Origin of the sequence: Vibrio sp. 1562 (assembly GCF_033340155.1) — a bacterium.
Classification (GTDB): domain Bacteria; phylum Pseudomonadota; class Gammaproteobacteria; order Enterobacterales; family Vibrionaceae; genus Vibrio; species Vibrio alginolyticus.
Window position 1 is genome coordinate 207,763 of record NZ_JAWOVY010000001.1, and the last position, 21,977, is coordinate 229,739.

Here is a 21,977-nt window from a genome sequence, read left to right on the forward strand (position 1 = left end):
AAGTGTGAATATGAACAGTTAAGGATTAAGTATGTTGAGTTTTATATAACCAAATCAAATAACCAACACAAGATTTATAATATGTCTTATTGTCAAAAACGGAATTTCACAGAGTAAAAATACACGTAGGCAACACATTCACAATTTAAACTCACGATAATGAAAACATTGATTGAAGAATTAACATTTTAACAATCATTACAACAATGTTAACTTTAGCCTCGTTGGTCGCGCTGGTGGTAAGCCTCTCACCAAGCCTATTGTCAGTTTTATATGGACGTTCGACCACCTCCAAAATGAATAGACACCCAATTTGGTGCCCTTTTTTCGCCCGTGAAAGCATTCTTCGCGGGCTTTTTTCTTTAAGTTAAGTATGAACGCTCTGGATCAACTTTTTTTGTCAACCTTTCGGATTTGGAGGTAGTATGCGAATCAATAAGCGGAGACAGTGCTAGCAACTCTAAAACATTTTTTTCAAAGATTTCATCCGCGTGTCTTACCCAATCTAAAAACTTTTTTTGAGCAAACATAGGCTCGATTTCATATAAAAATTCAATACTAAAGTAAAACTCATTTTTGATAGGCAAATTGTACACTCTTCGATAGTCTTTTTTATACTCCAAATTTCCTTCTACATATTTTGAAAATGTATTTTCACCAATCTTGATATCTTGGCATTTGATTGGAGGGTAACCACGAAGAAACTCTCCTATAAGGAACTCTTCTTTCGCTCTCTTTTTTTCTTCGTTTATCGGGTCCATTCCCCAACGATGATTTGCGTACGCAATGGCATCATTCATCAACTCTGTATGATCACCTTTTCGAGAGCCGTCAGGTGACTCTACAGCATGATAAAAATCCACGTACTCTTTCTCTATAAATGAAGATAGTTGATTAACACTAGTAATATATTTATCTGAAGATTTAATCCTTAACCGAATATATAAGCTACCTTGTTTATTGATTGGTAATAGTGGATTTATTATTCTATTTTGAAAAGAGAAATAAATCGTGGCCAAGTTTATAAACTTTTCATGCCGCTCTACTTTTGAATCAATATTGAATCGTTGTAATTCAATAAAATCTTGGTATACATGACCTTCATATATATTGTTCGGACATTCAAATGATAGTACTAAGTCATCTATCTGGAATACATTATGTAACAAGTGTGCAAAATCTGGTTTCCCTCTAAACCCATCTTTAAAGATTTTGATAAAATTAATATTTATATCTCTTGTTATTTAAATATGTATTGATATTTGTGATAAGCTCTATACTAAATCCATTGGCTTTATATGCGCCATGGCGTACAAAGGTAAATAGACATCCAATTTGATTCATTTTTCTCTCATGGCTACATACTTTGCTAGCTTTTCTTGACACTGACGCTGTGTTACTCAGCCTTAGTTTTTTCGTTCAACCCCTTTACTGCTTTGGCTGTATACGAGTCGATGAGCGGAGACAAATCCAGTAATTCCAATACTTTTTTTTCAAAGGTTTCATCCGCACTTCTCACCCAATCTAAAAACTTCTGCTTAGCAAACATCGATTCGTACTTATACCAAAACTCGATGCTCAGGTAGAATTCATTTTTTATGGGTAAATTGTATACTCTTCGTAATTCACTCTTATACTTAAGATTACCTTCTGAGTATTTTGAGTATTTGTTTTTTCCAACTTCAACTATCTCACACTTTATTGGTGGATAACCACTTAAGAAACCTCTAATTAAATATTCTTCTTTTTCTCTTTTTCGGTCTTCACTTTCTGGAATTTCTCCCCATTGTTTATTCGCACGCTTAGTCAATTCTTTCATCAAGTCTGTATGATACCCCCTCATAGAGCCTTCACTTTGCTCCGGGGCATGATAAAAATCATAATATTCTCTCTCTAAAAATGAGGACAATTGACTAATATTATCAATATCTTCTCCAGTAGATTTAACCCGTAGCCTAATATATAATCCACCTTGTTTGTTAATAGGAAGCAAAGGGTTTAATATTTTCTTCTGAAACAAAAAATATACCGTAGCTAACTTTACAAACCTTTCATGCCTCTCTATTTTTGATTCAACATCGAACTGTTCTAAATTAACAAGATCCTGGTATACATGTCCTTCATATATGTTGTTCGGACACTCAAATGACAGCACTAAGTCATCTATCTGGAACGCATTATGTAATAAGTCAGAGAAATCCGGCTTTCCTCTAAAACCATCTTTACACATTTTAATAAAACTCATATGTCTATCTCTTACTCTTCAAATATGCATCAATACCTTTAAACGAACGCCTGAAATATGAGTTCTAATTCAAGTAAAGGTAAGCCACATACTAAGGTATTATGAAGGTCAAAAAGGAGATCGGATCTTTTCAAAATTTTAAATATCTAACATCACCTCCACTTTACTGAAATCTACACTTTTGAAAGTTACATCCCCTCCATCCAGCAATAGCTCATCAAACACGCCAACTATTGATAATAAGCTTGAGGATCTGATCTCCACCCATGAAATGAGAAACAAAAAAGCCAGCCTTAAAAAGCTGGCAAGTAGAGCAACAAGGTCAGTGCTTACTGCTAACTAACACCGAACTCGTATTGGATTCATTTTCGTCTGTTAGTCTCTTTTATCGGCGTTTATGACTTGCTTGCTTTCTCTTTGTGGCACGTTACCTTTACTAACTGTTCTTGCTCATCTTTAATGTTTTTCACGATACGCTCATCACGTGCGTGAATGGCATCCATGTTCATTTGCTGAATATCTGCTATAGCTTCATGTTTCATTTCAGAAAAGTCCTGACGTAAATCTGAGCTCCACTCCTCTTTGTCTAAAGTGTTAGCAGCAGCGATTGGTGATGACATTACAGCAATAAGACTTAGAGTAGATAGAAATACGCTTTTCATAATAAGCTCCTTGAGGATTAGCAGTTAATTTTAATTACAATTCATATATTGCACATACGATGCCAACTTTTATTTTGTTATTTTTCAAAAGCTTAAATAAAACCTCATATTCAACGTTATCTTCGTCTGGTAAATTTCGCTAACCAAGTGTCAAATTAACCATGCGAATTTAAAACATTAGAAACATACATATTATAAATGCTTTGTCAGGCAGTTTTCTCATCAGATAATTACGTAACTGCCCACTAAAAAATCACTTTGAATCAAAATGCGGAAACAAAAAAGCAGCCCGAAGGCTGCTCCTAATCGTTAACATCAAGCTTGTTAACTCGATACGCTTGCTTCAACGCTCGACGTCACTGGCGACTTTCTGAAACGATTAATCAAACGATGGATAAACCTCTTAATCGATCTGAAAATATTTTTAATATCTTCAAGCATTAAATACAAACAAGGCACCAACACTAAAGTCAGAACCGTTGCGTACAACACCGCAAAGCCCAAAGCGACAGCCATCGGTATGACAAAACGCGCCTGCAAACTCGTTTCAAACATTATCGGCAATACACCCGCAAACGTCGTTATTGAGGTGAGAGTGATAGCTCGAAAACGAGCACAACCCGCCTCAACAACCGCTTGTTTGATGTTCATACCCTTTTCTCTCACTTGGTTTACGTAATCTGTCATAACCAGAGAGTCGTTGATAACCACGCCAGCAGCGGCGATCAAACCAAATGTCGACATCATACTGATGTCTAAACCTAGCCAGAAATGGCCCCAAATCGCCCCCGTCAGACTAAACGGAATGACGGACATTACAATCAAAGGTTGGGTATAACTTTTTAACGGTACAGCTAACAAGATGTAGACGATGATCATGCCTGCAATAAAGAACAAAATCTGTTCATTACGCTGCGCAGCCTGCTCTTCAATATCACCACCCAATTCTGTTTTCACACTCGAGAACGCTTGCTTCATATCCGGTAAGATATTGTCGTCAATGACCTTTACGATTTCTTGAGGTTCAACCAATTCTTCGTCTATCGAACCATAGACATAAACGGTTTGATACCCGCCTTCACGTCGAATGCTACTCACGCCCGGCTGCTCGTTGATCTTCACCACATCACCTAGCATGACCTTCTTACCTGCTGGTGTGGTAATCACAGCGTAACGCAATGATGAGAATGCTTCACGCGTCAGTTGCGGGTAACGCACCATAACTTTAATTTCTTCACCATCACGAATAATGCGCTGTGCTTCGCCACCATAAAAGCTGCCACCAACTTGCTCTGCGATCATGGTGAGATCCAGACCGAGATCGTGCGCTACAGGCGCAAGAGACAGGAGTACTTCTTTGCTTCCAGAATCAATAGAAGATGAAATATCATATAACCCTTCTTCCTGCTGTAAACGCTCTATCAAGTAACGCCCAGCCTCGTTGAGCTCATTGATGTTAGAGCCAAACAACAAGTAGCCAAACTCATCTCTGTCACCACCACCCGCACTCTGCTCACGGATTTTGATGCTCTTCATACCGGGAATAACAGGCATAGCTTCACGCCAACGTCGAGCCAGTTCAAATGTATTGAACGGGCGTAACTCTTCATCAACCAGAGGTACTAATACACGACCTTCGGTGCGGCTTCTGTTGTAAGACAGCACATCACGAATCATTCCTTGACCATGTTCTGCAATGGTCTCAGATTCGATCTTTTGCATGACACGTTCAATAGTCTTGAGTGCACTGATTGTCTGCTCACTTGAAACGGTATCATTCATTTCAATAGTGATCGCAGGATAGTCAGTCGGCACTTTAGGGTTAGGGATCACCCGAACATAATTCGCGTTGATCAAAGCCGCGCTGATCAGCAGTAAACCACAGAACACCGCAAACACTGTCCAGCGCCAATGGGTGCATGTTGTTACAAAGTTACGATATGGACCATTTACAAAACCAAAAAAACGTTGGTTAAATCGGTCACGCCAGCCACCTGGTTTAACTGGCTTAAAATGGGTATGCGCCAAGTGCGCTGGTAGGATCAACTTTGATTCAATCAAACTGAAGATCAAACACAGAATCACGACACCAGCAATGCCGTAAAAGAAAGCGCTATCAATACCACTCGAAAGCAAGAATGGTGCGAATACAGCAATCGTTGTCAGAACACCAAATGTCGCTGGCGTAGCAACACGTTTGACACCGCGTACCACGTTCTCGACACCGCCGCCCTTTTCTTCGATTTCACTGTACGCACTTTCTCCCATGACGATGGCGTCATCCACCACAATTCCGAGCACCATGATGAAAGCAAACAGCGAGACGATGTTCACTGTAATACCCAAAGCTGGCATCATCATTACAGCACCGAGGAAACAGACAGGTAGCCCAATCATTACCCACATAGCCAAGCGGAAACGTAGGAAAATGGTCAGCATAATCGCGACTAATGCAGCGCCTTGCAGCAAGTTTTTCAACATCATGTCGAGACGCCCATTTAAATAATAAGTCGTATCAACTAAGACTTTGAGCTTAACATCCTGCGGCAATGTCTTGTTTTTTGCTTCAATATAATTACGAACGGACTGTGCAACAGGGATAATGTTCTGATCACGAGTTGCTTCAACAGACATGTAGATCGCATTTTGCCCTGAGTATTCAAAATAGCGCTCTTCTTCCGTAAAGCCATCTTTGATCGTGGCGATATCTTGCAGTAAAACCTTCGCACCATTTGCGCCAAGCTTTACAGGAATATTTCTAAACTCATCACCACGGTAGTATTGGTTTTCAATCCTTACTGCAATCATCCCTGAGTTTGTTTTTACTTCGCCCGCAGAAAAGTTAGCTGAATAACGGCTGATCGCGCTGCTGATATCGCTCAACGTAAGGTCGTATTTACGAAGAACAAGTGGGTCAACTTCAATCGCTATTTCTTCTTCTGGCGCACTCAGATACACCAGCATGACGTTTTCTAACTGAAGTAATTCATCTTCGATTTGCTTAGCAAGCGGTTTAAGCTCCTCGAGCGGTCGGTCCCCAACTAACCCCATTTCGATTACATCTTGGCGCCATTCAACTTGGTAGACATTGATTGGTTCCATACCCGCTGGTAAGTTAGATAAGGTATCAATACGTTGGTTTACATCATCTAAGACACGCTTGATATCGGCATTAACGTCTACCTCGATGGAAACATACGCGCTACCTCTAGAGGCCGTTGAGACTGCTTTTTTAATCCCGGTGACGTCTTTAATCGATTCCTCGACCTTAACGAGAATACTCTCTTCTATCTCTTGAGGAGAAGCGCCAGGATAAGTCGCACGAACATCAATGTAGTTCACCTCAATATTCGGAAACATCTGCCTTTGAATAAAGAGAAAGCTCACCACACCCATGATAATGATGAACACCATCAAAAGGTTGGCAGCGACGGGGTTATTCGCAAAATAGGCAATTAAGCCCTTTTGTTTAGTATCTTCCATGACATACTCCTACTTACTGTACGACGGTTTCGGAGTCGTCACTCTTTTTTGCGATTTGTACCGCCATGCCTTTTTGAGGGTACTCGGGCAAGGTCAGTACCAACTTATCACTTTGCTCTAAACCTTCGCCCACCAACAAAAACTCACCTTCTGCTCTCAAAACCGTGACAGTTCTGGGTTGAAGTTGATTATCGCCATTCACTACCCACACGGTACGATTTTTTACTAATTCCTGTGGCAAGCGGTAGATATGCTTAAGTTCCTTACCAGTGAAGCTCACTTCAACGTAGGAGCCGAATTTAATTGGAGGCTGCTGGTTATCGACACCGTATGGGTCCGCGATTTGAATGACCATGTTAATCATTCGGGTAGCGCTATCAATCATGCCTAGATCACGAACTACTCGACCTTCTCTAGTGGTAGAAAACACACCTTGCTGCGTCACTGTCGCAGTGAGTTCACCAATGGATTCGGGTAAAAATGCACTATCAAAACCGGCAATCGGTACGTGCACCTCTGCCACTTCGATGTTGTTTAATGTGGCAACTCGAGAACCAGATGTAACAAATTGACCAACACCAATATCACGCTCAACAACCAGCGCATCGTAAGGTGCAACGACTTTGCAATTTTCTAACTCTCTTTTTGCTCGTTTGAGTGCCGCTTGAGCCGACTTTACTTGCGCTTGTGCGCTCAAAACGTGAGGCTTGCGTAAATACAGATCCGTCACTTGCTTATCGCTCAGTCTCTTTGCCTGACGTTTTGCCACTTCGGCTTTCGCTTGTTCCTCAATCAAGTTTGCGCGTGCACTAGCTAAATCGGCTTCAGCTTGTAAAACCGACGCTTCATAGTTGTCGCTTTCAATTGTGAAAAGAACCTCTCCTCGTTTCACGATGCCACCCGTTACAAAATTCGGGTGCCAACTTATCACTTCACCACTGACTTGCGCGGAAAGGTGTGTTTTTTCAAAAGGGACTAATTCACCGTGACTGGTAATCACCACTTTGTGATCAGTAGGAAAAAGAGAAGAAGCCTGAACAGTAGGTTCTGTAATTGCATCTTTGGTTGACTCTTTTTCCGGCGCAGTTGCGGCAATTGCAGCATATCCTGCATAAGAGCCTCCAACGACGACGAAGGGTAAAAGCCAACGTAATATGGGTTTTGCTAACATCGAAAATCCTTTTTTATTGTTGTTTTCAACACCACACTTTTATTCAGTCCATTGCTCCCGGTAAGCATGGTGATGAGAGAATTGAATTTGAATAAACATCAAAGCGGCGCTTGCCTAGTCTTTTAAGCAGCGAACTAGATAGTTATTGCCAATTCAAAGTTAATAAAATTAACAAAAAATTAACCAACTGCGCAAGTTGCTCTGACTTAACTTTTGTTCTAAACAGCAAATGACATGCCAAGCATTTATTTATTAAAAATCATATGGTTATATAAAAATCATTATTTTATCCAGTGTGCTATTGGTCATAATCACCAGATATTAGTGATTATGACCAATACGGCCATAATGATAATTAAAATAAATGATTATCTGCGCTCTAAAAGTTGAACTTAGTGCAGGCTCTATGGCAATTCATTGATTAATCGCTCGTTATCAAACGGTTCTGGGTGCATGTGGCGTCAGCTTAAGTCTATAATTTGGAGTAGGTAACACTCTGTAAGACAAGGAAATGTGCTTTGTTACAAACACTCGCCAAGTTGCTCTTCCCCTCGCTGCTCACTATTTTATCGGCATGCTCATCCGTATCGTTGAATGACGCCAGTGAAAAGTCCACCAGCTTTCAGCTCGGTTATCAAAAGGATTCTGTTCTTGCGCAGTACTTTGAAGCTTACGGGAGAGACCCTAAGTCCATAACTGGCTTTGCACCGTTAAATCAGGGACACGATGCCCTTCTTGCTCGAACCTCTTTGATCGAGTCCGCCCAGAAAAGCCTTGATCTTCAATACTATATTTACCGTGGTGACGAAACGAGTCAGCTAATAACGTGGCGCTTGTATGAAGCGGCAAAGCGTGGTGTTCGAGTAAGGCTGTTGCTTGACGATATGCAAAAGCGAAACGACGATGTGATGGCTGCCCTCAATGCACATCCTAATATAGAAATCCGCTTATTTAACCCGCATCAGTATCGCGACTCCCGTTGGTTCGCTCTTGCTAGCGATTTTGAACGTCTTAATCGTCGTATGCACAATAAGTCTCTGATTGCAGACAGTGTTTCCGCCATTGTCGGAGGTAGAAATATCGGCAATGAATACTTCTCTTTTGAATCGCAAGTTGAGTTTGGTGATTTTGATCTTCTGCTCTATGGTGAGGCGGTACAACAAACTGCCGATCAGTTCGACCTCTACTGGAATAGCGCCTATGCGATACCAATGGAATGGATTACACCGAATTCACAGCAAATTACCGACCAAGCGATTCAAAAGCAGGTCAATAAACTCCGGTTAGAGGAAAAGTTTTCAACCGGCCGCTATGACTTCACACAACTGGATATGTACCAAGATCTAAAACAAGGCAAACTCAAGCTCTACTGGGGAGAAGCGAAAGTATGGTTTGATCTGCCCGATAAAGTCGCAACCCGAGAGAGCCAACTTATTGATAATTTGTCGGAACTGGTTAAAAGTGTTGAGGATTCATTTGTGCTCATTTCTCCTTATTTCGTTCCTACTAAAGTAGGTACTCAAGCATTAAGTAACGCGGCCAAGCGAGGCGTTGATATCACGATTGTGACCAATAGCCTCGCGTCTAACGATGTGTTTGCCGTGCATGGTTGGTACGCAAAATATCGAAAAGATCTACTCGAAGCTGGAATCAAGCTTTGGGAAGTAAAAGCGAGCGCAAAACTCAAAAGTAAGTGGAGCCTCACGGGGAGTAGCAGAGCAAGTTTACACGCTAAAGCAATGACGATTGATAACAAAACACTTTTCGTTGGTTCAATGAACTGGGACCCACGTTCGGCAGCTTTGAATACCGAAATGGCCGTTGTTATCGAACAGCCAGAATATGTGCAAATGTTTCTAGAACAACTGCCGAATCAACTGTCGAGTAACGCCTACGCCTTAACTCTGCGCGACGGGGACATTGTCTGGATCGACGTAAAAACAGGCGAAGAATACGACTCCGAACCAGAAGCAGGAGTATGGCGAAAAATGGGCGCTTGGTTCTCCGGAATATTACCGATTGAAGATCAGCTATAACAGTTGCCAATACTGCAAATCTCCCCAGTCAAGCAAAACAAAATGGACGCTAGTTTTGGGCAGGGGACACAACCAACATAAGGAAGTTCAATGCCAGCGCAATGGAATGAATACTATCAGAAGATTTTAAGCCAACCTCACCGCCCAAACGTGGAAAATGCCCTGAACCTACTTAAGATAGAAGGCAAAGTCGCTCTTGATATTGGCTGCGGAATAGGTCGAGACAGTCACTTTCTCCTCGAACAGGGATTTAAGGTTCACGCATGTGATAGCAATGAAGATGCAGTAAAAACTTGTTTAACACGCTTTGAAGGTAATAAGCGATTTTCAGTTTCGCAGTGCTGTTTTACTGAGTTTAATTATCCTCAGTGCAGCTTGGTTATCGCAAATGCCAGTTTGTTCTTTTGCCCTGACAAAGGCTTCAAACAAGTCTGGACAAAAATAGACAGCGCATTACAACCGGGCGGTATCTTCTCCGGTGATTTCTTGGGAGTGAAAGACTCCTGGGTTACCTTCGAAATGCACCCAAACATTACCGCATTAACAAAAAAGGAAGTGGAAAGCTTATTCGAAGGTTACGACCTCATTTCATTGCATGAAAGAGATGAAGACGGGACCACTGTAGTCGGAAGCCAAAAACATTGGCACATGTTTAGTGTGACCGCTCGAAAGCGCTAAAAATGGTCTCTCAGTAAAGAAAGCAGCACTTCAAATCAGTGCTGCTATCAGAGATTAATTGACGGGATACACCACTTCAAAACGCTCTAAAACCAGCGTACGTTTCTCATGCCAATCGATGTTCAACTCATCGCATTCAGCTCTAAAAAATGCAGTATGAGCATCACGCCACCAGTTTAAGGTTCTATCACCTTCGCCTTCTGCGAAGGCAAACTCTGCGGTTACATCCTCATATTTGCATGTACTTACGTCAGTAATTCGTATCACGCAAACTGGGTCCCCATCCCAATTCGTCACTACTTGTAAATGACCGACTTGGGGCATGATTTCACCATGTTCTCGATACCAAAGCTCCAAACTGCACGATGCAGTTTTCTGTCCAATACGAACCAAATCTGCGCATACATTCGCGTTGTATTCGTCGGCACAATAATAGTCAGCACTGACTGATGGTACAGCTTCCCTTTGTTCTGGTGATAATAATTCTAGGAATTGTTCTAAGTAATCCTTAGCTCGCGCGTCCATGCTCACTCCATTAATCATAAATTCGCAAGGAGGATAAAAGATATCACAACAAATAACCACCAGGAACAAACTGAAAAACAACAAGAATATGACTTCTACGTAGACGACTGTTATTTCTTTTGTAATAACTTTGCTAAACGTTTGTGCTATTTGCTATTGTTGCATGGTCTATCTGTACTCTTCTCGTGAAAGGACGTTATATGCGCTTATTTATTGGTATTTTTTTCTCGCTGATACTTGCCTTGCCAACAATGGCATCGGAGGAAAAGTATTCAGAATCGGATCTGTTAGATAGACCATTAATGGAACGCTATATTTTAGATGAACTAAAAGCGCTACGTCAGGACTATCAAAGCCTAGAAAAGCGAATGATCACAGAGATCACCGATCGCGAGCTAACGGTCGCAGATAAATCGTTGAACTATGCCAACGTGACCGTTACATACTTCTTCTACATCATTGCTGGTGTCGCATCGCTGATTGCCTTTGTCGGATGGCAATCTCTGCGCGAGTTTAAACACAACACCAAAGAGATGGCTGATAAACGATTGGAGAAGATCGCCCAAGAATACGAGAAAAAGTTTGTCGCCCTTGAGCGAGATTTAAAACGCAAAACTCGCATTATCAGTGAAAACAACAAAGAGATTGAGAAAATCAACGAGATCCATAACTTATGGCTACGTGCACAAAGCTCTCAAACTCCAGAACAACGTATTGAAATCTATGATGAAATCTTATTAATTCGTCCAGGTGATTTAGAAGCGTTGACTTACAAAGCCGACGCAGCGATGGAAATCAACGAATACCATTGGGCACTTAGCATTTGTAACCGCGTACTTGAAGTCGATTACACCAACGGCCCTGCACTGTATCAACGCGCGTGTGCATACTCTCGCCTTGGTATCGAAGAGCAAGCTATTGAAGACTTGGAACGCGCAATTGAATACAGCCCATCCATTCGTGATTTACTTGCAGAAGAACGAGACCTCGAATTGCTGCACGGTAATGAGCGTTTTGAAAAGCTCTTACATCTAGCAAGCGAATAATGGAATAAACAGCATGAGCAGCCACTTTAATCTAGAAGACGCTAGCCAAGTATTGGTTGGTGCTTTTGCCCTAGCAGTCCCGATCTCATTTTCGGAGGAGGCGTGGCGATTGGGTGAGAGCCTACCAATGGCAAACTTGCTCATGCTGTTAAGTCTTTCTGTCATTTTCCTCAGTTTTTTCGCGTATCAAAGCGTGTTTCAAAGCCACATCAAGAATCGCGTATCCATCTTTATTTTTCGTGTGGTTATCGCGTACCTCATTGCGGCCGTTGTGGTAGCGTTAGTTCTTTTCTGTCTTGATAAGCTGCCACTCATGAATGAGCCTTTGGTTGCGATAAAGCGCGTTATCGTCATCACAATGCCTGCTTCGATGGGCGCGATCGTAGTCGACAGTTTCGACAAAGAATAGAGATAATCGCTACTCTTCTTCTAACGTTAAGTTCGACCCCGAGTGGTCTTTCCCTAATACATCTTCTGGGTTTCGCAGTGCGCAGGTTTCTAACGACAAGCACCCGTAGCCAATGCATCCGCCTAAATCGTTTTGCAACGCTTTAAGTTTTTGAATCTTTTGTTCTAACTGTTCATGCCAATGGCTTGCCATTTCTTCCCATTGCGCTTTGTTAGGGGCTTGGTGTTTCGGCAGTTCATCTAACGCATGTTTAATTTCTTCTAACGACAACCCAACTTGCTGCGCTGCTTTGATCACCGCAACACGGCGCAACACACTGCGATGGTAGCGACGCTGATTACCTTGATTTCTCCAACTCGAAATCAGTCCTTTTTGCTCGTAAAAATGTAGGGCAGATACTTTCACTCCAGAACGTTTTGCCACTTCTCCTACGCTGATTTCCATCCTTGACTCCCTGTGTATCAATTTTGTTAAAAAAATGCTTTACCTCAAGTTTACTTGAGGTTTTAAAGTTGCACCATCTTAATTAACGCTAAACCCCGGCGATCTCAAGATAATGTGTTCAGCGCGAACGACTTGGTTGTTAAACACAAGACAGTTGGACATCAACCTTTTGAAATCCATCGGGAGTTAGAGGCAAACATAATGAAAAATAAAACTCAGCCGTACTTAGCTGGCCGCTTCTTCGACAGTATCTCCTCTGGCTTATTCATGATGGCGCTGCCATGGGTCATGCTTTCCGAACCTAACATGGGTACATTCGTCGCTTTAGTTTCTCTGAGCTGCACCGCGATTTCTTTTCTAGCAACGCCTTTCTTTTCCACTTTAATTGACCGACATTCACGCAAAGTACTACTCGTGCTCAATCAATGGATTCAATCGGGTATGGCTTTGGTGGTGTTCATTGCTTATTGGTTAGGGTTTGAGTCACACTGGTTACTGGCTTTTGCACAATTGGTGTATTGGGTTTCGAGTAATTTTGCATGGACGACCAACAACGCCTTCACCCAAGAAAATTATCAGCACCATGAGTATGCGAAAATTTCGGGTCAGCAAGAAATTGTAATGCAATCCACAACCCTCGGAGCTGGCGCGTTGGGTATTGTTTTGCTTGAAATGTGGGGTATGAAAGAGTTTGCTTTGTTTGCGGCCAGCGCCTCTGCGTTAGCAGCGATGTTCTATATTCTAACGCCTTATACCCAACAATTAAGGGCATCAAAATCCGTTGCTTTCATCGCGCAACTCAAAGAGAGCAAACAAATATTCCGTCTCGAACCTCGATTTTATGGCTTTATTCTGCTCTCTTGCCTCTCTTATCCTGCATTGACGTATTTGAGCAAACTGGTGCCGATTTGGTTTTCTGAACAAGGCATCTCTGGCGATTGGTTTGCAGGGTTCAACATCAGTTTTGGCCTCGGCTCGTTGCTAACCGGCTTTATTGTCACCAAAGTGCTAAGCCGTGCCTCCCATAGCCACATTATGTTCGCTTCGATGGTTATGGTCTCTTTTGCGCTTATCGGTATGAGTTTTGCGATGAGCCCGCTGACCATCTTATTGTTTACGGCGCTGTTTGGCGTATTTAACGCGCTAAATCGCATTGCGAGAGTCAACTGGATGCATCATACCGTAGCGGTTCATCAACGAGGTCGCGTCGATGGCGGCATCAGCATGTTTGCCACCACCATTCAATCTCTCAGTTACGTGTTAATCGCGATGTTAAGTCATTACGAGCTAACACAATACGGTTTTGCAATAGCAGCTGTTGTCATGGTGTTAGCAGTGGTTTTGATGGGATTACTCAGCCGAGACGTCGAGCCGTTTAACGACCTGCCCCTTCATGCAGCAGCAAAGTGAAGCATAGAAGTTGAGAAGTTGAGAAGTTGAGAAATTGAAAAAGCGAGATAAGAAGGCAACCAACATCGTCTTCCTATTTTTTACGCCAGCACTTTTGCCTCTATCGCTTATCAGCAAGGTTGGGTATTCTGAGGTGACCAACATGAGCAGGGGGAAATCGCAGTGAACTTAAGGCAATTAGAAGTCTTTTACGCCATTATGCAAGCAGGAACGGTGTCAGGCGCGGCTCGCTTACTGCACGTTTCCCAACCTAATGTCACTCGAGTTCTCGCCCATACAGAACAACAACTGAGCTTCGCTTTATTTGAGCGTGTAAAAGGTCGCCTCGTTCCCACTCAAGAAGCCAAAGCCTTATTGCCAGAGGCTGAAAAAGTCTATCAACAACTCGGACAATTTCGCTCTCTGACCAACAAAGTCAAACAGGGAACTCAACATTTACGAGTCGGTGCCCCGCCTGTTTTGGCCGCGCACTTGTTAGCGCCGACTGTCGCGTTGTTGTCGAAAGAGCACGGCATCTCCTTTGAGCTATTAACGGCCAATCGCGATGAGCTGTGCTCAGGATTACTGAAACATGAACTGGATGTCGCCATTGCGTTCGGTGAAGAAACACCACCAGCGATCATGGGGCACGTGTTATTGAAAGAAAACTTAGCACTGATCGCTCCTAAAAGCGCAGCGATACCCGCAGAAAAAACCGTCATTTTAGAAGAACTCATCAGTCACGATTTACCCATTATCGGTTTAGATAGCCGAGACCCTCTGGGCTTGCTGTTACATCAAACCTTGTCAGCGCGTGACGAGCATTATCAACATGCCATTACCGTCCGCAGCTACTCCGCGGCGGCTGAACTGGTGAAAAACGAAGCAGGATTCGCGATTGTAGACCCTTGGACTGCAAAACAATATCGCCAAGATAATGCCGTTTCCGTGCATGCTTTGGAGCCAAATATGTCCTTCTCTGTCTCTATTTTATTCGCAGAGCACACACCTCAATCCATTGCGACAAAGCAATTTATCACCGCTCTAAAACAACAGATGGTTTAAAGGTATAACCTGAAGTTATACCTGCCTAACAAATAAGCATTCGGTTTCCTAAATCAGTCTGGCTAAATTAATGAGCAATAACGATGACGAAGGGAACCATCATGCAAATTGCTCAACCTTACCTACTTTTTCTTGGCGATGTAACCGATCCACTTGCAGCAAAAACCGCGCGTGGCATTTACCAATGGCGACCTGAGATTTGCCTTGGCCAAATCCGCCTGACGCCAGAAACCGTATCGCTTGGTTTAACCGACATGACAATACAACAAGCGCAGCAGCAAGGAGCAAAAACGCTGGTGCTCGGCACGGCAAATCCAGGAGGCGTCATTCCCGAAGCTTGGCAAGCAACCTTACTTGAAGCGGCAGAGATGGGATTTGAAATTGCATCGGGCATGCATCAACGTTTGGCGGAATTTTCTCCTCTTGCCGATCTAGAACAACGCGGATTAACCAAACTGTATGATGTTCGCCATTATGATGCCCCGCTCAAGGTCGGCAATGGCAAAGCTCGTGCAGGCAAGCGAGTACTTACTGTAGGAACAGATTGCTCCGTTGGCAAAATGTACTCTGCCCTTGCCATTGAGTATGCATTGAAGCGTAAAAACTGTCGTGCAGAGTTCAAAGCAACGGGTCAAACCGGAATTCTCATCGCAGGCAGTGGCATTTCGATTGATGCCGTAGTTGCCGATTTTATCTCCGGCGCAGTAGAAGCGATCAGCCCTGAGTTCACCGATCACGATTGGGACATCATCGAAGGGCAAGGTTCATTGTTTAACCCTTCGTTTGCTGGCGTAAGTTTGGGCTTACTTCACGGCGCACAAGCTGACGCTCTGATACTGTGCCATGAGATTGGTCGCCCGCACATCCGCAACTTACCACATGCGAGCTTGCCAACCATTGAACAAACGATAGAAGCGAATCTGGCCGCTGCTCGCCTAACAAATCCAAACGCTCAATTAGTGGGTATTTGCTTGAACACTTCGGCGGTCAGCGAAGAAGATGCAGCCCAGTTATGCCAGGATTGGAGCGACAAATACCAAGTGCCCGTCACCGACCCTGTACGTTTTGGCGTTGATGCGGTTGCAGATAGGCTCCTTACGATTTAAGAAACATTTACGGTTTAGAAAATAACTGCGGTTTAGGGAAAACTAGTGAGATGAAAATTCATGTAGAACCTGTCACGATTGCCATGGCGACACCATTTCGCATCTCTCGCGGCAGTCGGACAGAGTGCCACGTAGTCCGCGTGACAATTGAACATCGAGGCATGACCGCCCAAGGTGAATGCACGCCATACCCTCGTTATGGTGAATCGGTTGAATCGGTGATTAAGGCGATTTCTCACGCCGCGCATGAACTGCAAAGTTTGTATGCCAAAGGCGAAGCTGATGTCATGGTTCTCAAAAGCCAGCTTCAATCGTTATTACCCGCAGGGGCGGCAAGAAATGCATTGGATTGCGCCCTTTGGCATCTTCACGCGCTTTTGAGCCAAAAGCAGCAGGTTCACGACCTCTTTACGTTACCCGAGGCGATTGTGACGGCGATGACGGTTTCTATCGACACGCCGCAAGCGATGGCAAAACAGGCACAAGCTTACCTTAGCCAAGGCGCAAAACTGCTAAAGGTAAAACTGGATGGTGAAAACGTGATTGAGCGCGTTGCAGCAGTACGCGATGCCGCGCCGCACGCACAAATTGTCTTAGATGCGAATGAAGCGTGGCAAAACCTCGACCTCGCGACGGTATTTGCTCAACTCGAACCGTTTAATATCACCATGATCGAGCAACCGTTGTCACAAGACTGCGACGACGTACTCGCCAGCATTCCACACCCCATTCCACTTTGCGCCGATGAGAGTTGTCACACCAGAGAGCAATTGCATCAACTGCTTGGCAAATACGAGATGGTGAACATTAAGCTAGATAAAACTGGCGGGCTCACTGAAGCACTATTATTAGCCGACGACGCCCAAAAACTCGGTTTTAGCCTCATGTCCGGTTGTATGTTGGGGACGTCGCTGGCGATGCGAGCCGCGTTACCCATTGCTGCTCAGGCGAGCGTTGTCGATCTTGATGGCCCGGTGTTACTAGGACAAGATGTAACGCCAAGCTTGGTTTATCGCGACGGCGAAATCGTTCTTTCCAAATAGCCTAAACAATCCAGAGGTTTTACTCCAAAAGTCAGAACCTCTGAGTTTATGATCTCGATAAAAAAAACAATCAGCCCCATCATGAAATAAGTCACATAAATTATATGGTTATTGAGGCATGCTAAGATTCCAGTAGTCCAAGAAGGTGATCTTATGCATCGAGTCATCCGGAAAATGACGTGGAAAACGAATAGGCGGTAATCCCGCCCTACTCCAATGCAGTGCGTGGGTTTCTATAACAACCCACTTCCTAGTAATTCGTAGGTTTTTCACGCCATCTTGCAAGGAGGCTCTATGCCTATCAATAAAATACGCAATATCGCTTTTGTCGGTCAAACCGGGACCGGTAAAACCACACTGATAGAAAAACTGCTCTTCACCTGCGATGCCACCCACCATTTAGGCAGCGTAGAAAAAGGCGATACTGTTACCGACTTCGACCCTCAATCCATCCAATATCAACACAGTATTGAAGCAACGCCAGTCGCACTGCGCTGGAATAAACACCGGCTCAATATCATCGACACTCCGGGACAAAACGAGTTACTTGGCCGTACTATCAGCGTTTTTCCTGCCGTTGAAACATCCGCCCTTGTCATCGACCCTCAAACACCACTAAACCAAACTTCCGATCGCCTATTCACCTTTGCAAAAGAGCAGCAAAAATGTCAGATGATCATCATCAATAAGCTCGATAACCACGGTAATCAGTTAGAGAGATTGATGGAGAACATCGTTGAGCATTTTGGTGACCACTGCTTGCCGATCAACTTACCTTCGACTGACGGAGAATCTGTAGTTGACTGCTATTTCGAACCAGAATTGGGACGAGAAACCTTACTTGCAACGGTAGATGAAGCTCATGAGACCTTAATTGACCAAGTTATCGAAGTCGATGAAGAACTAATGGAACTGTATCTGGAACAAGGCTCCGAACTCACCGCAGAGCAACTGCATGATCCGTTTGAAGAAGCACTGAGAACTGGACATGTGATTCCTGTCTGTTTTGTCTCAGCACAAACCGGTGCGGGCGTCGAGCTGCTGCTACGCACCTTGGCGGAGATCATGCCCATGCCAAACGAGGGTAACCCTCCTCAACTGGAAAAGAACGGCAAAAAAATCAAAGTAAATTGCGAAACCTTAGAGCACACCGTCGCACACGTGTACAAAGTCAGCGTCGACCCATATATGGGAAAACTTGCCTACTTACGTGTATATCAGGGTGAAATCAATGCGGGCAGCCAGCTTTATATTGGCGAAAGCAACAAGGCATTCAAGGTTGGGCACTTATATCAACTGCAGGGCAAAGATAGAACCGAGATCCCTCGCGCGCTTACAGGCGACTTCTGCGTTTTAGCCAAAGTGGATGATCTCGAATTCGATTCAATCGTTCATGACTCTCACGAAGAAGATGGTGTTCAACTCAAAACGTTGGATCTTCCTGACCCCATGTATTCTTTGTGCTTGAAGCCTCTTAAGCGTGGAGATGAGCAAAAATTAGGAGATGTGCTGAATAAAATTGCCAGTGAAGATCCTTCTCTGCGCATCGAACATCGCGCTCGCACCAACGAAACCATCATCAGCGGCCAAGGGGAGTTTCACCTCAAAGTCGCATTAGAAAAGATGGCGAACGTGTACAAACTGGACGTCGAAACCTGCCAACCAAGCGTCGAATACTTTGAAACCATCACCAAACCTGCCGAAGGGCATTATCGACACAAAAAACAAAGTGGCGGTGCAGGCCAATTTGGTGAAGTGCAATTGAAGGTTCGTCCACTCGAACGTGGTGCCGGATTTAAGTTCATCAACAAAGTGGTGGGTGGCGCCATTCCAACCGCGCTCATTCCTGCTGTTGAAAAAGGTATTTTGCAAGCGTTAGAGGAAGGCGCGATTTCTGGCAACCCAATTAAGGATGTGGAAGTCACCGTTTATGACGGTAAATATCACTCCGTCGATTCGAAAGAAATAGCGTTTGTCATCGCAGGTAAGAAAGCCTTTTTAGATGCGATTAACAACGCAGATCCTATTGTGCTAGAACCCATTGTCCAGATGGAACTGCACATCCCAACCGCGAACGTTGGCGATGTTTCTGGAGATTTATCTGGAAACCGAGGCTTAATCGAAGGCACCGAGCCAATCGACAGTAGCTTCACCTTACTCAGAGCCAAGTCACCAGTAAACGAGCTGCAAGATTACGCTCGTCGATTACGAGCTATCACGGGTGGTGAAGGCAGTTTTAGTATGACTTTAAGCCATTACGAGCCCGCGCCACCAGCAGTGCAAAAACAGGTCTGCCAAGGCAGTGCACAACAAGGTTAATTCCCTACGATTCAAATCAATCACATAAACAAAAAAGCGCCCTCATTTTGAGGGCGCTTTTAGGTAAAAGAAAAATTATTTATCGAGAGACAAACCTATCTGACTGATTTTGCTTTCAAACTCTTCGATGCTGTTCGCTTTGTAAGTCGGAGCACCGTTAAAGTAGCGCGGTTTCTCTGGCAGCATCGCATTTTTCAGCTCTTGTTCTTGATCGATATTGTCATGGTAAACCGTTACACGATTTGGAATATCCTGCTTCATTACAGCCATTTTGGTTCTCCTTTATTAAGACGAATAGTAAGCGTAGAACGAATTTATCGGAGTACAGGCGAGACTGTGTAAAATTTAGACACTCACAGCAAAATCATATTTAAACAGTTGCATTTAATATTTTTGAGGCACTTTGTCGTGGCTATTGGAAAACGTGAGTGCAGCGATTAAGGTGAGCTCTCTCTACATGAAGACAGGAAGTCCGGTGTCGCAACAAGAACTCAACCAAATGGGCAGTGCCAAAGTTTTTCTCATCGAAAAAGATGGCGTCCAAGTAATAGAAAAACGTAACCCTACTCAAATAGAAGTGGCGTTTTATCAACGCTATGCCGAGCAGTTTAACGCGCTTGGAATACACGTACCGCGCTTGATTCAACTCGACGACCAGAAAAACGTTCTGTACATTGAATACGTTCCCCACGCAGTCGAGCAAGCATTCTTACTTGAAGATGATCGAGTCATTGAACAACTCGTCAAACTGCACCGACTTCCACCAACATCAGATGGTGTTTATCACCGCCACCAGTGGACACCACAAGCGACTCAACAAGCACTCGCAACGCTTAAACTGGGCTCAGAGACAGAACAGTTCTTCCACCAGCTACAACAACGATCGGCGCACCTTTTCGATGGGCAGAACTTGATCTCCGGAGACACCAATGCAGGAAACTGGGGACAGCGCCAAAATGGCGAGCTGGTGCTGTTCGACTGGGAGCGCTTTTCTACAGGGCATGTCGCGATAGATTTAGCGCCGCTCATCGAGGGCATGGGCACATTTGATGATTACTTGAACGTAGCAGACAAATATATAAAGTGCGCAGAGAAAGGTGAAACAACAGAATTGGCGCGCGATATCGGACTAGCAAAAGCGTGGATCGTTGTCGAGGTAGTCAACATACTGGTCTCCAGAGAGAATCCGCAGACCAGCAAGTATTTGGACTGGTTTCGGCAAACCTTGCCGCAATGGGCCAAAAGCCTTAGTGCTCAGGTGATGAGTTAGGCTCTGAGATTTGATGTAAACGCCTTTCAGGTTCTGCGCATGAGGTTTCGCAGTTGCATACTTTATCAACACCGACGTTGTTTAAACCGCCGCAACTTCCTTGAATACGCTTGTTATGAAAAATGACACCAAGTGACATCAACAAAATGATTGCGAGAAAACCAAGAAAGGTAAATAACCAAACCATATTAACCTGCCTTATTAGCCATCGACTCTAGCTTAAGTATAGCAGGGCTAGATGTTGCTTTGAGTAGCGCTTTAGGTCTTGCCAACAAGGAGGTTTTTGATTTTTGGCCACCACAACCACAGGAGCCGCAGCCGCCTTTTTGTTTGTGAACACTTTTCTTATGATTGTTTGATGGGCGTCCTTGAGAGGGCTCAATCAAAGGCTCTCTTGGAACCGCAAGCACATCTTCCAAGGAACTACGAGTAGACAGCCTAAATACTGGCGTGCCACTGCTAAGTAGCTTTGCCAATACACGTTCACCGATATTTCGCACAAGAACAGCATCCACGTTGTACCCTTGTAGAGACTGAATCAACTGAGACTTCGCATTACAACCCGCTTGTGGCATAGAAGCAATGTTCGCTAAGTTTTTTAGCATACCGTCAGTATCAGAATAAATAGCAATGTATGGTGCTTTTACAAAGTGGTTTGCCACCCGCTCACCATCATTAGGAATAGCATAAATCATAAGTTTGACTCCTCATTCGGAAAAACTAATGCATGACCTTCAACTAAACTTTTTGCGACTTTCAATCTTGCACTTTTTACTGTGTTACCAAAAGTTTGTCTAGAAACGCCCATCTGCTCCGCAGCTTGCTGCTGGCTAAGCCCCTCTAAGTCGGCTAAACGTAGCGCTTCTAACTCTTCTGGTAATATGGCGACTTGCTCCAACTGATTAAATGGAATACCATTGGGCTTAAAGCAATGGTGAGCCGCACGTCCGCATATTCGTCTTTCTATCTTTGGTCTTGCCATCATTGTCCCTCAAAAACACAGAGTCAAATTACGCCTTAAACTGGCATATGCCAATAACATTTTTAGCATATGCCAATAAACTAAGTTTGCAAAAATCAACACGA

At 43.8% G+C, this 21,977-nt stretch carries 21 protein-coding genes; 10 read left to right on the top strand and 11 right to left on the bottom strand.

Going from position 1 to position 21,977, the window contains the following annotated elements; translation table 11 throughout:
* Positions 1–362 precede the first annotated feature (362 nt).
* The 5 genes from R7Z49_RS00950 to R7Z49_RS00970 form a co-directional block, all read right to left on the bottom strand.
* The gene (locus tag R7Z49_RS00950) at positions 363–1,169 is read right to left on the bottom strand and encodes a DNAase (RefSeq protein ID WP_373921214.1); all 807 of its coding nucleotides are present in this window, start codon (positions 1,167–1,169) and stop codon (positions 363–365) included.
* A gap of 227 nt (positions 1,170–1,396) precedes the next feature.
* Positions 1,397–2,245 carry a hypothetical protein gene (locus R7Z49_RS00955; protein ID WP_064354528.1) on the bottom strand — a complete coding sequence of 283 codons (849 nt, stop codon included), beginning with the start codon at positions 2,243–2,245 and terminating at the stop codon, positions 1,397–1,399.
* Positions 2,246–2,640: 395 nt separating this feature from the next.
* A complete protein-coding gene (locus R7Z49_RS00960; RefSeq protein ID WP_005373876.1) occupies positions 2,641–2,907 on the bottom strand; it encodes a hypothetical protein in 267 nt (88 codons plus the stop codon).
* A gap of 324 nt (positions 2,908–3,231) precedes the next feature.
* Entirely contained in the window at positions 3,232–6,390 is a 3,159-nt protein-coding gene (locus R7Z49_RS00965) for an efflux RND transporter permease subunit (RefSeq protein ID WP_186585496.1), read from the bottom strand.
* Positions 6,391–6,403: 13 nt separating this feature from the next.
* Positions 6,404–7,561 (bottom strand): efflux RND transporter periplasmic adaptor subunit, encoded by a 1,158-nt coding sequence (locus tag R7Z49_RS00970; protein WP_025767993.1) that lies wholly within the window; start codon positions 7,559–7,561, stop codon positions 6,404–6,406.
* Positions 7,562–8,079: 518 nt separating this feature from the next.
* On the opposite strand from R7Z49_RS00970, the gene R7Z49_RS00975 reads away from it, so the two are divergent.
* Entirely contained in the window at positions 8,080–9,597 is a 1,518-nt protein-coding gene (locus tag R7Z49_RS00975) for a phospholipase D family protein (protein ID WP_171344242.1), read from the top strand.
* Between the two features lie 90 nt (positions 9,598–9,687).
* On the top strand, positions 9,688–10,275 hold the full coding sequence (locus R7Z49_RS00980) for a class I SAM-dependent methyltransferase (RefSeq protein WP_186585497.1): 588 nt from the start codon (positions 9,688–9,690) through the stop codon (positions 10,273–10,275).
* A 54-nt stretch (positions 10,276–10,329) separates the two neighbouring features.
* Here the strand turns inward: R7Z49_RS00980 and R7Z49_RS00985 are convergent, their stop codons facing one another.
* Positions 10,330–10,800, bottom strand: a complete 471-nt coding sequence (locus tag R7Z49_RS00985) for an ASCH domain-containing protein (RefSeq protein WP_186585498.1) — start codon at positions 10,798–10,800, stop codon at positions 10,330–10,332.
* Between the two features lie 200 nt (positions 10,801–11,000).
* Between R7Z49_RS00985 and R7Z49_RS00990 the strand changes: the two genes are divergently transcribed.
* Together R7Z49_RS00990 and R7Z49_RS00995 are read left to right on the top strand one after the other, a co-directional pair.
* Positions 11,001–11,846, top strand: coding sequence for a tetratricopeptide repeat protein (locus R7Z49_RS00990; protein ID WP_005373890.1), 846 nt, complete (start codon positions 11,001–11,003; stop codon positions 11,844–11,846).
* Between the two features lie 13 nt (positions 11,847–11,859).
* The gene (locus tag R7Z49_RS00995; RefSeq protein WP_005373896.1) at positions 11,860–12,255 is read left to right on the top strand and encodes a DUF2391 family protein; all 396 of its coding nucleotides are present in this window, start codon (positions 11,860–11,862) and stop codon (positions 12,253–12,255) included.
* A 9-nt stretch (positions 12,256–12,264) separates the two neighbouring features.
* On the opposite strand, the gene soxR is transcribed toward R7Z49_RS00995, so the two are convergent.
* Positions 12,265–12,699 carry a redox-sensitive transcriptional activator SoxR gene (soxR, locus tag R7Z49_RS01000; protein ID WP_318111193.1) on the bottom strand — a complete coding sequence of 145 codons (435 nt, stop codon included), beginning with the start codon at positions 12,697–12,699 and terminating at the stop codon, positions 12,265–12,267.
* A gap of 201 nt (positions 12,700–12,900) precedes the next feature.
* Here soxR and R7Z49_RS01005 point away from each other — a divergent pair, with 201 nt between their 5' ends.
* The 5 genes from R7Z49_RS01005 (at position 12,901) to fusA (ending at position 19,621) form a co-directional block, all read left to right on the top strand.
* Positions 12,901–14,109 carry an MFS transporter gene (locus R7Z49_RS01005; RefSeq protein WP_025767996.1) on the top strand — a complete coding sequence of 403 codons (1,209 nt, stop codon included), beginning with the start codon at positions 12,901–12,903 and terminating at the stop codon, positions 14,107–14,109.
* Between the two features lie 162 nt (positions 14,110–14,271).
* A complete protein-coding gene (locus R7Z49_RS01010; RefSeq protein WP_025767997.1) occupies positions 14,272–15,153 on the top strand; it encodes a LysR family transcriptional regulator in 882 nt (293 codons plus the stop codon).
* Positions 15,154–15,254: 101 nt separating this feature from the next.
* Positions 15,255–16,259, top strand: coding sequence for an N-acetyltransferase DgcN (gene dgcN, locus R7Z49_RS01015; protein WP_025767998.1), 1,005 nt, complete (start codon positions 15,255–15,257; stop codon positions 16,257–16,259).
* 50 nt (positions 16,260–16,309) lie between these two features.
* On the top strand, positions 16,310–17,302 hold the full coding sequence (gene dgcA / locus R7Z49_RS01020) for an N-acetyl-D-Glu racemase DgcA (RefSeq protein WP_053307177.1): 993 nt from the start codon (positions 16,310–16,312) through the stop codon (positions 17,300–17,302).
* A 294-nt stretch (positions 17,303–17,596) separates the two neighbouring features.
* On the top strand, positions 17,597–19,621 hold the full coding sequence (gene fusA / locus R7Z49_RS01025; protein WP_042523303.1) for an elongation factor G: 2,025 nt from the start codon (positions 17,597–17,599) through the stop codon (positions 19,619–19,621).
* 75 nt (positions 19,622–19,696) lie between these two features.
* Here the strand turns inward: fusA and R7Z49_RS01030 are convergent, their stop codons facing one another.
* Complete coding sequence (locus tag R7Z49_RS01030) at positions 19,697–19,891, bottom strand: hypothetical protein (protein ID WP_005373920.1); 195 nt, start codon at positions 19,889–19,891, stop codon at positions 19,697–19,699.
* Between the two features lie 187 nt (positions 19,892–20,078).
* On the opposite strand from R7Z49_RS01030, the gene R7Z49_RS01035 reads away from it, so the two are divergent.
* The gene (locus tag R7Z49_RS01035) at positions 20,079–20,891 is read left to right on the top strand and encodes an aminoglycoside phosphotransferase family protein (protein WP_165935375.1); all 813 of its coding nucleotides are present in this window, start codon (positions 20,079–20,081) and stop codon (positions 20,889–20,891) included.
* On the opposite strand, the gene nqrM is transcribed toward R7Z49_RS01035, so the two are convergent.
* From nqrM to R7Z49_RS01050, 3 genes are read right to left on the bottom strand one after another with little or no spacing between them, the layout of a single operon-like run.
* Positions 20,869–21,078: a (Na+)-NQR maturation NqrM gene (gene nqrM, locus R7Z49_RS01040; RefSeq protein ID WP_025768002.1), complete on the bottom strand. Its 210-nt coding sequence runs from the start codon at positions 21,076–21,078 to the stop codon at positions 20,869–20,871. The two genes, R7Z49_RS01035 and nqrM, sit on opposite strands and share 23 nt — an antisense overlap.
* Position 21,079: 1 nt before the next feature.
* Entirely contained in the window at positions 21,080–21,586 is a 507-nt protein-coding gene (locus tag R7Z49_RS01045) for a NifB/NifX family molybdenum-iron cluster-binding protein (RefSeq protein WP_005373923.1), read from the bottom strand.
* On the bottom strand, positions 21,583–21,873 hold the full coding sequence (locus tag R7Z49_RS01050) for a DUF134 domain-containing protein (RefSeq protein ID WP_005373924.1): 291 nt from the start codon (positions 21,871–21,873) through the stop codon (positions 21,583–21,585). The genes R7Z49_RS01045 and R7Z49_RS01050 overlap by 4 nt, the downstream gene beginning before the upstream one ends.
* Positions 21,874–21,977 lie beyond the last annotated feature (104 nt).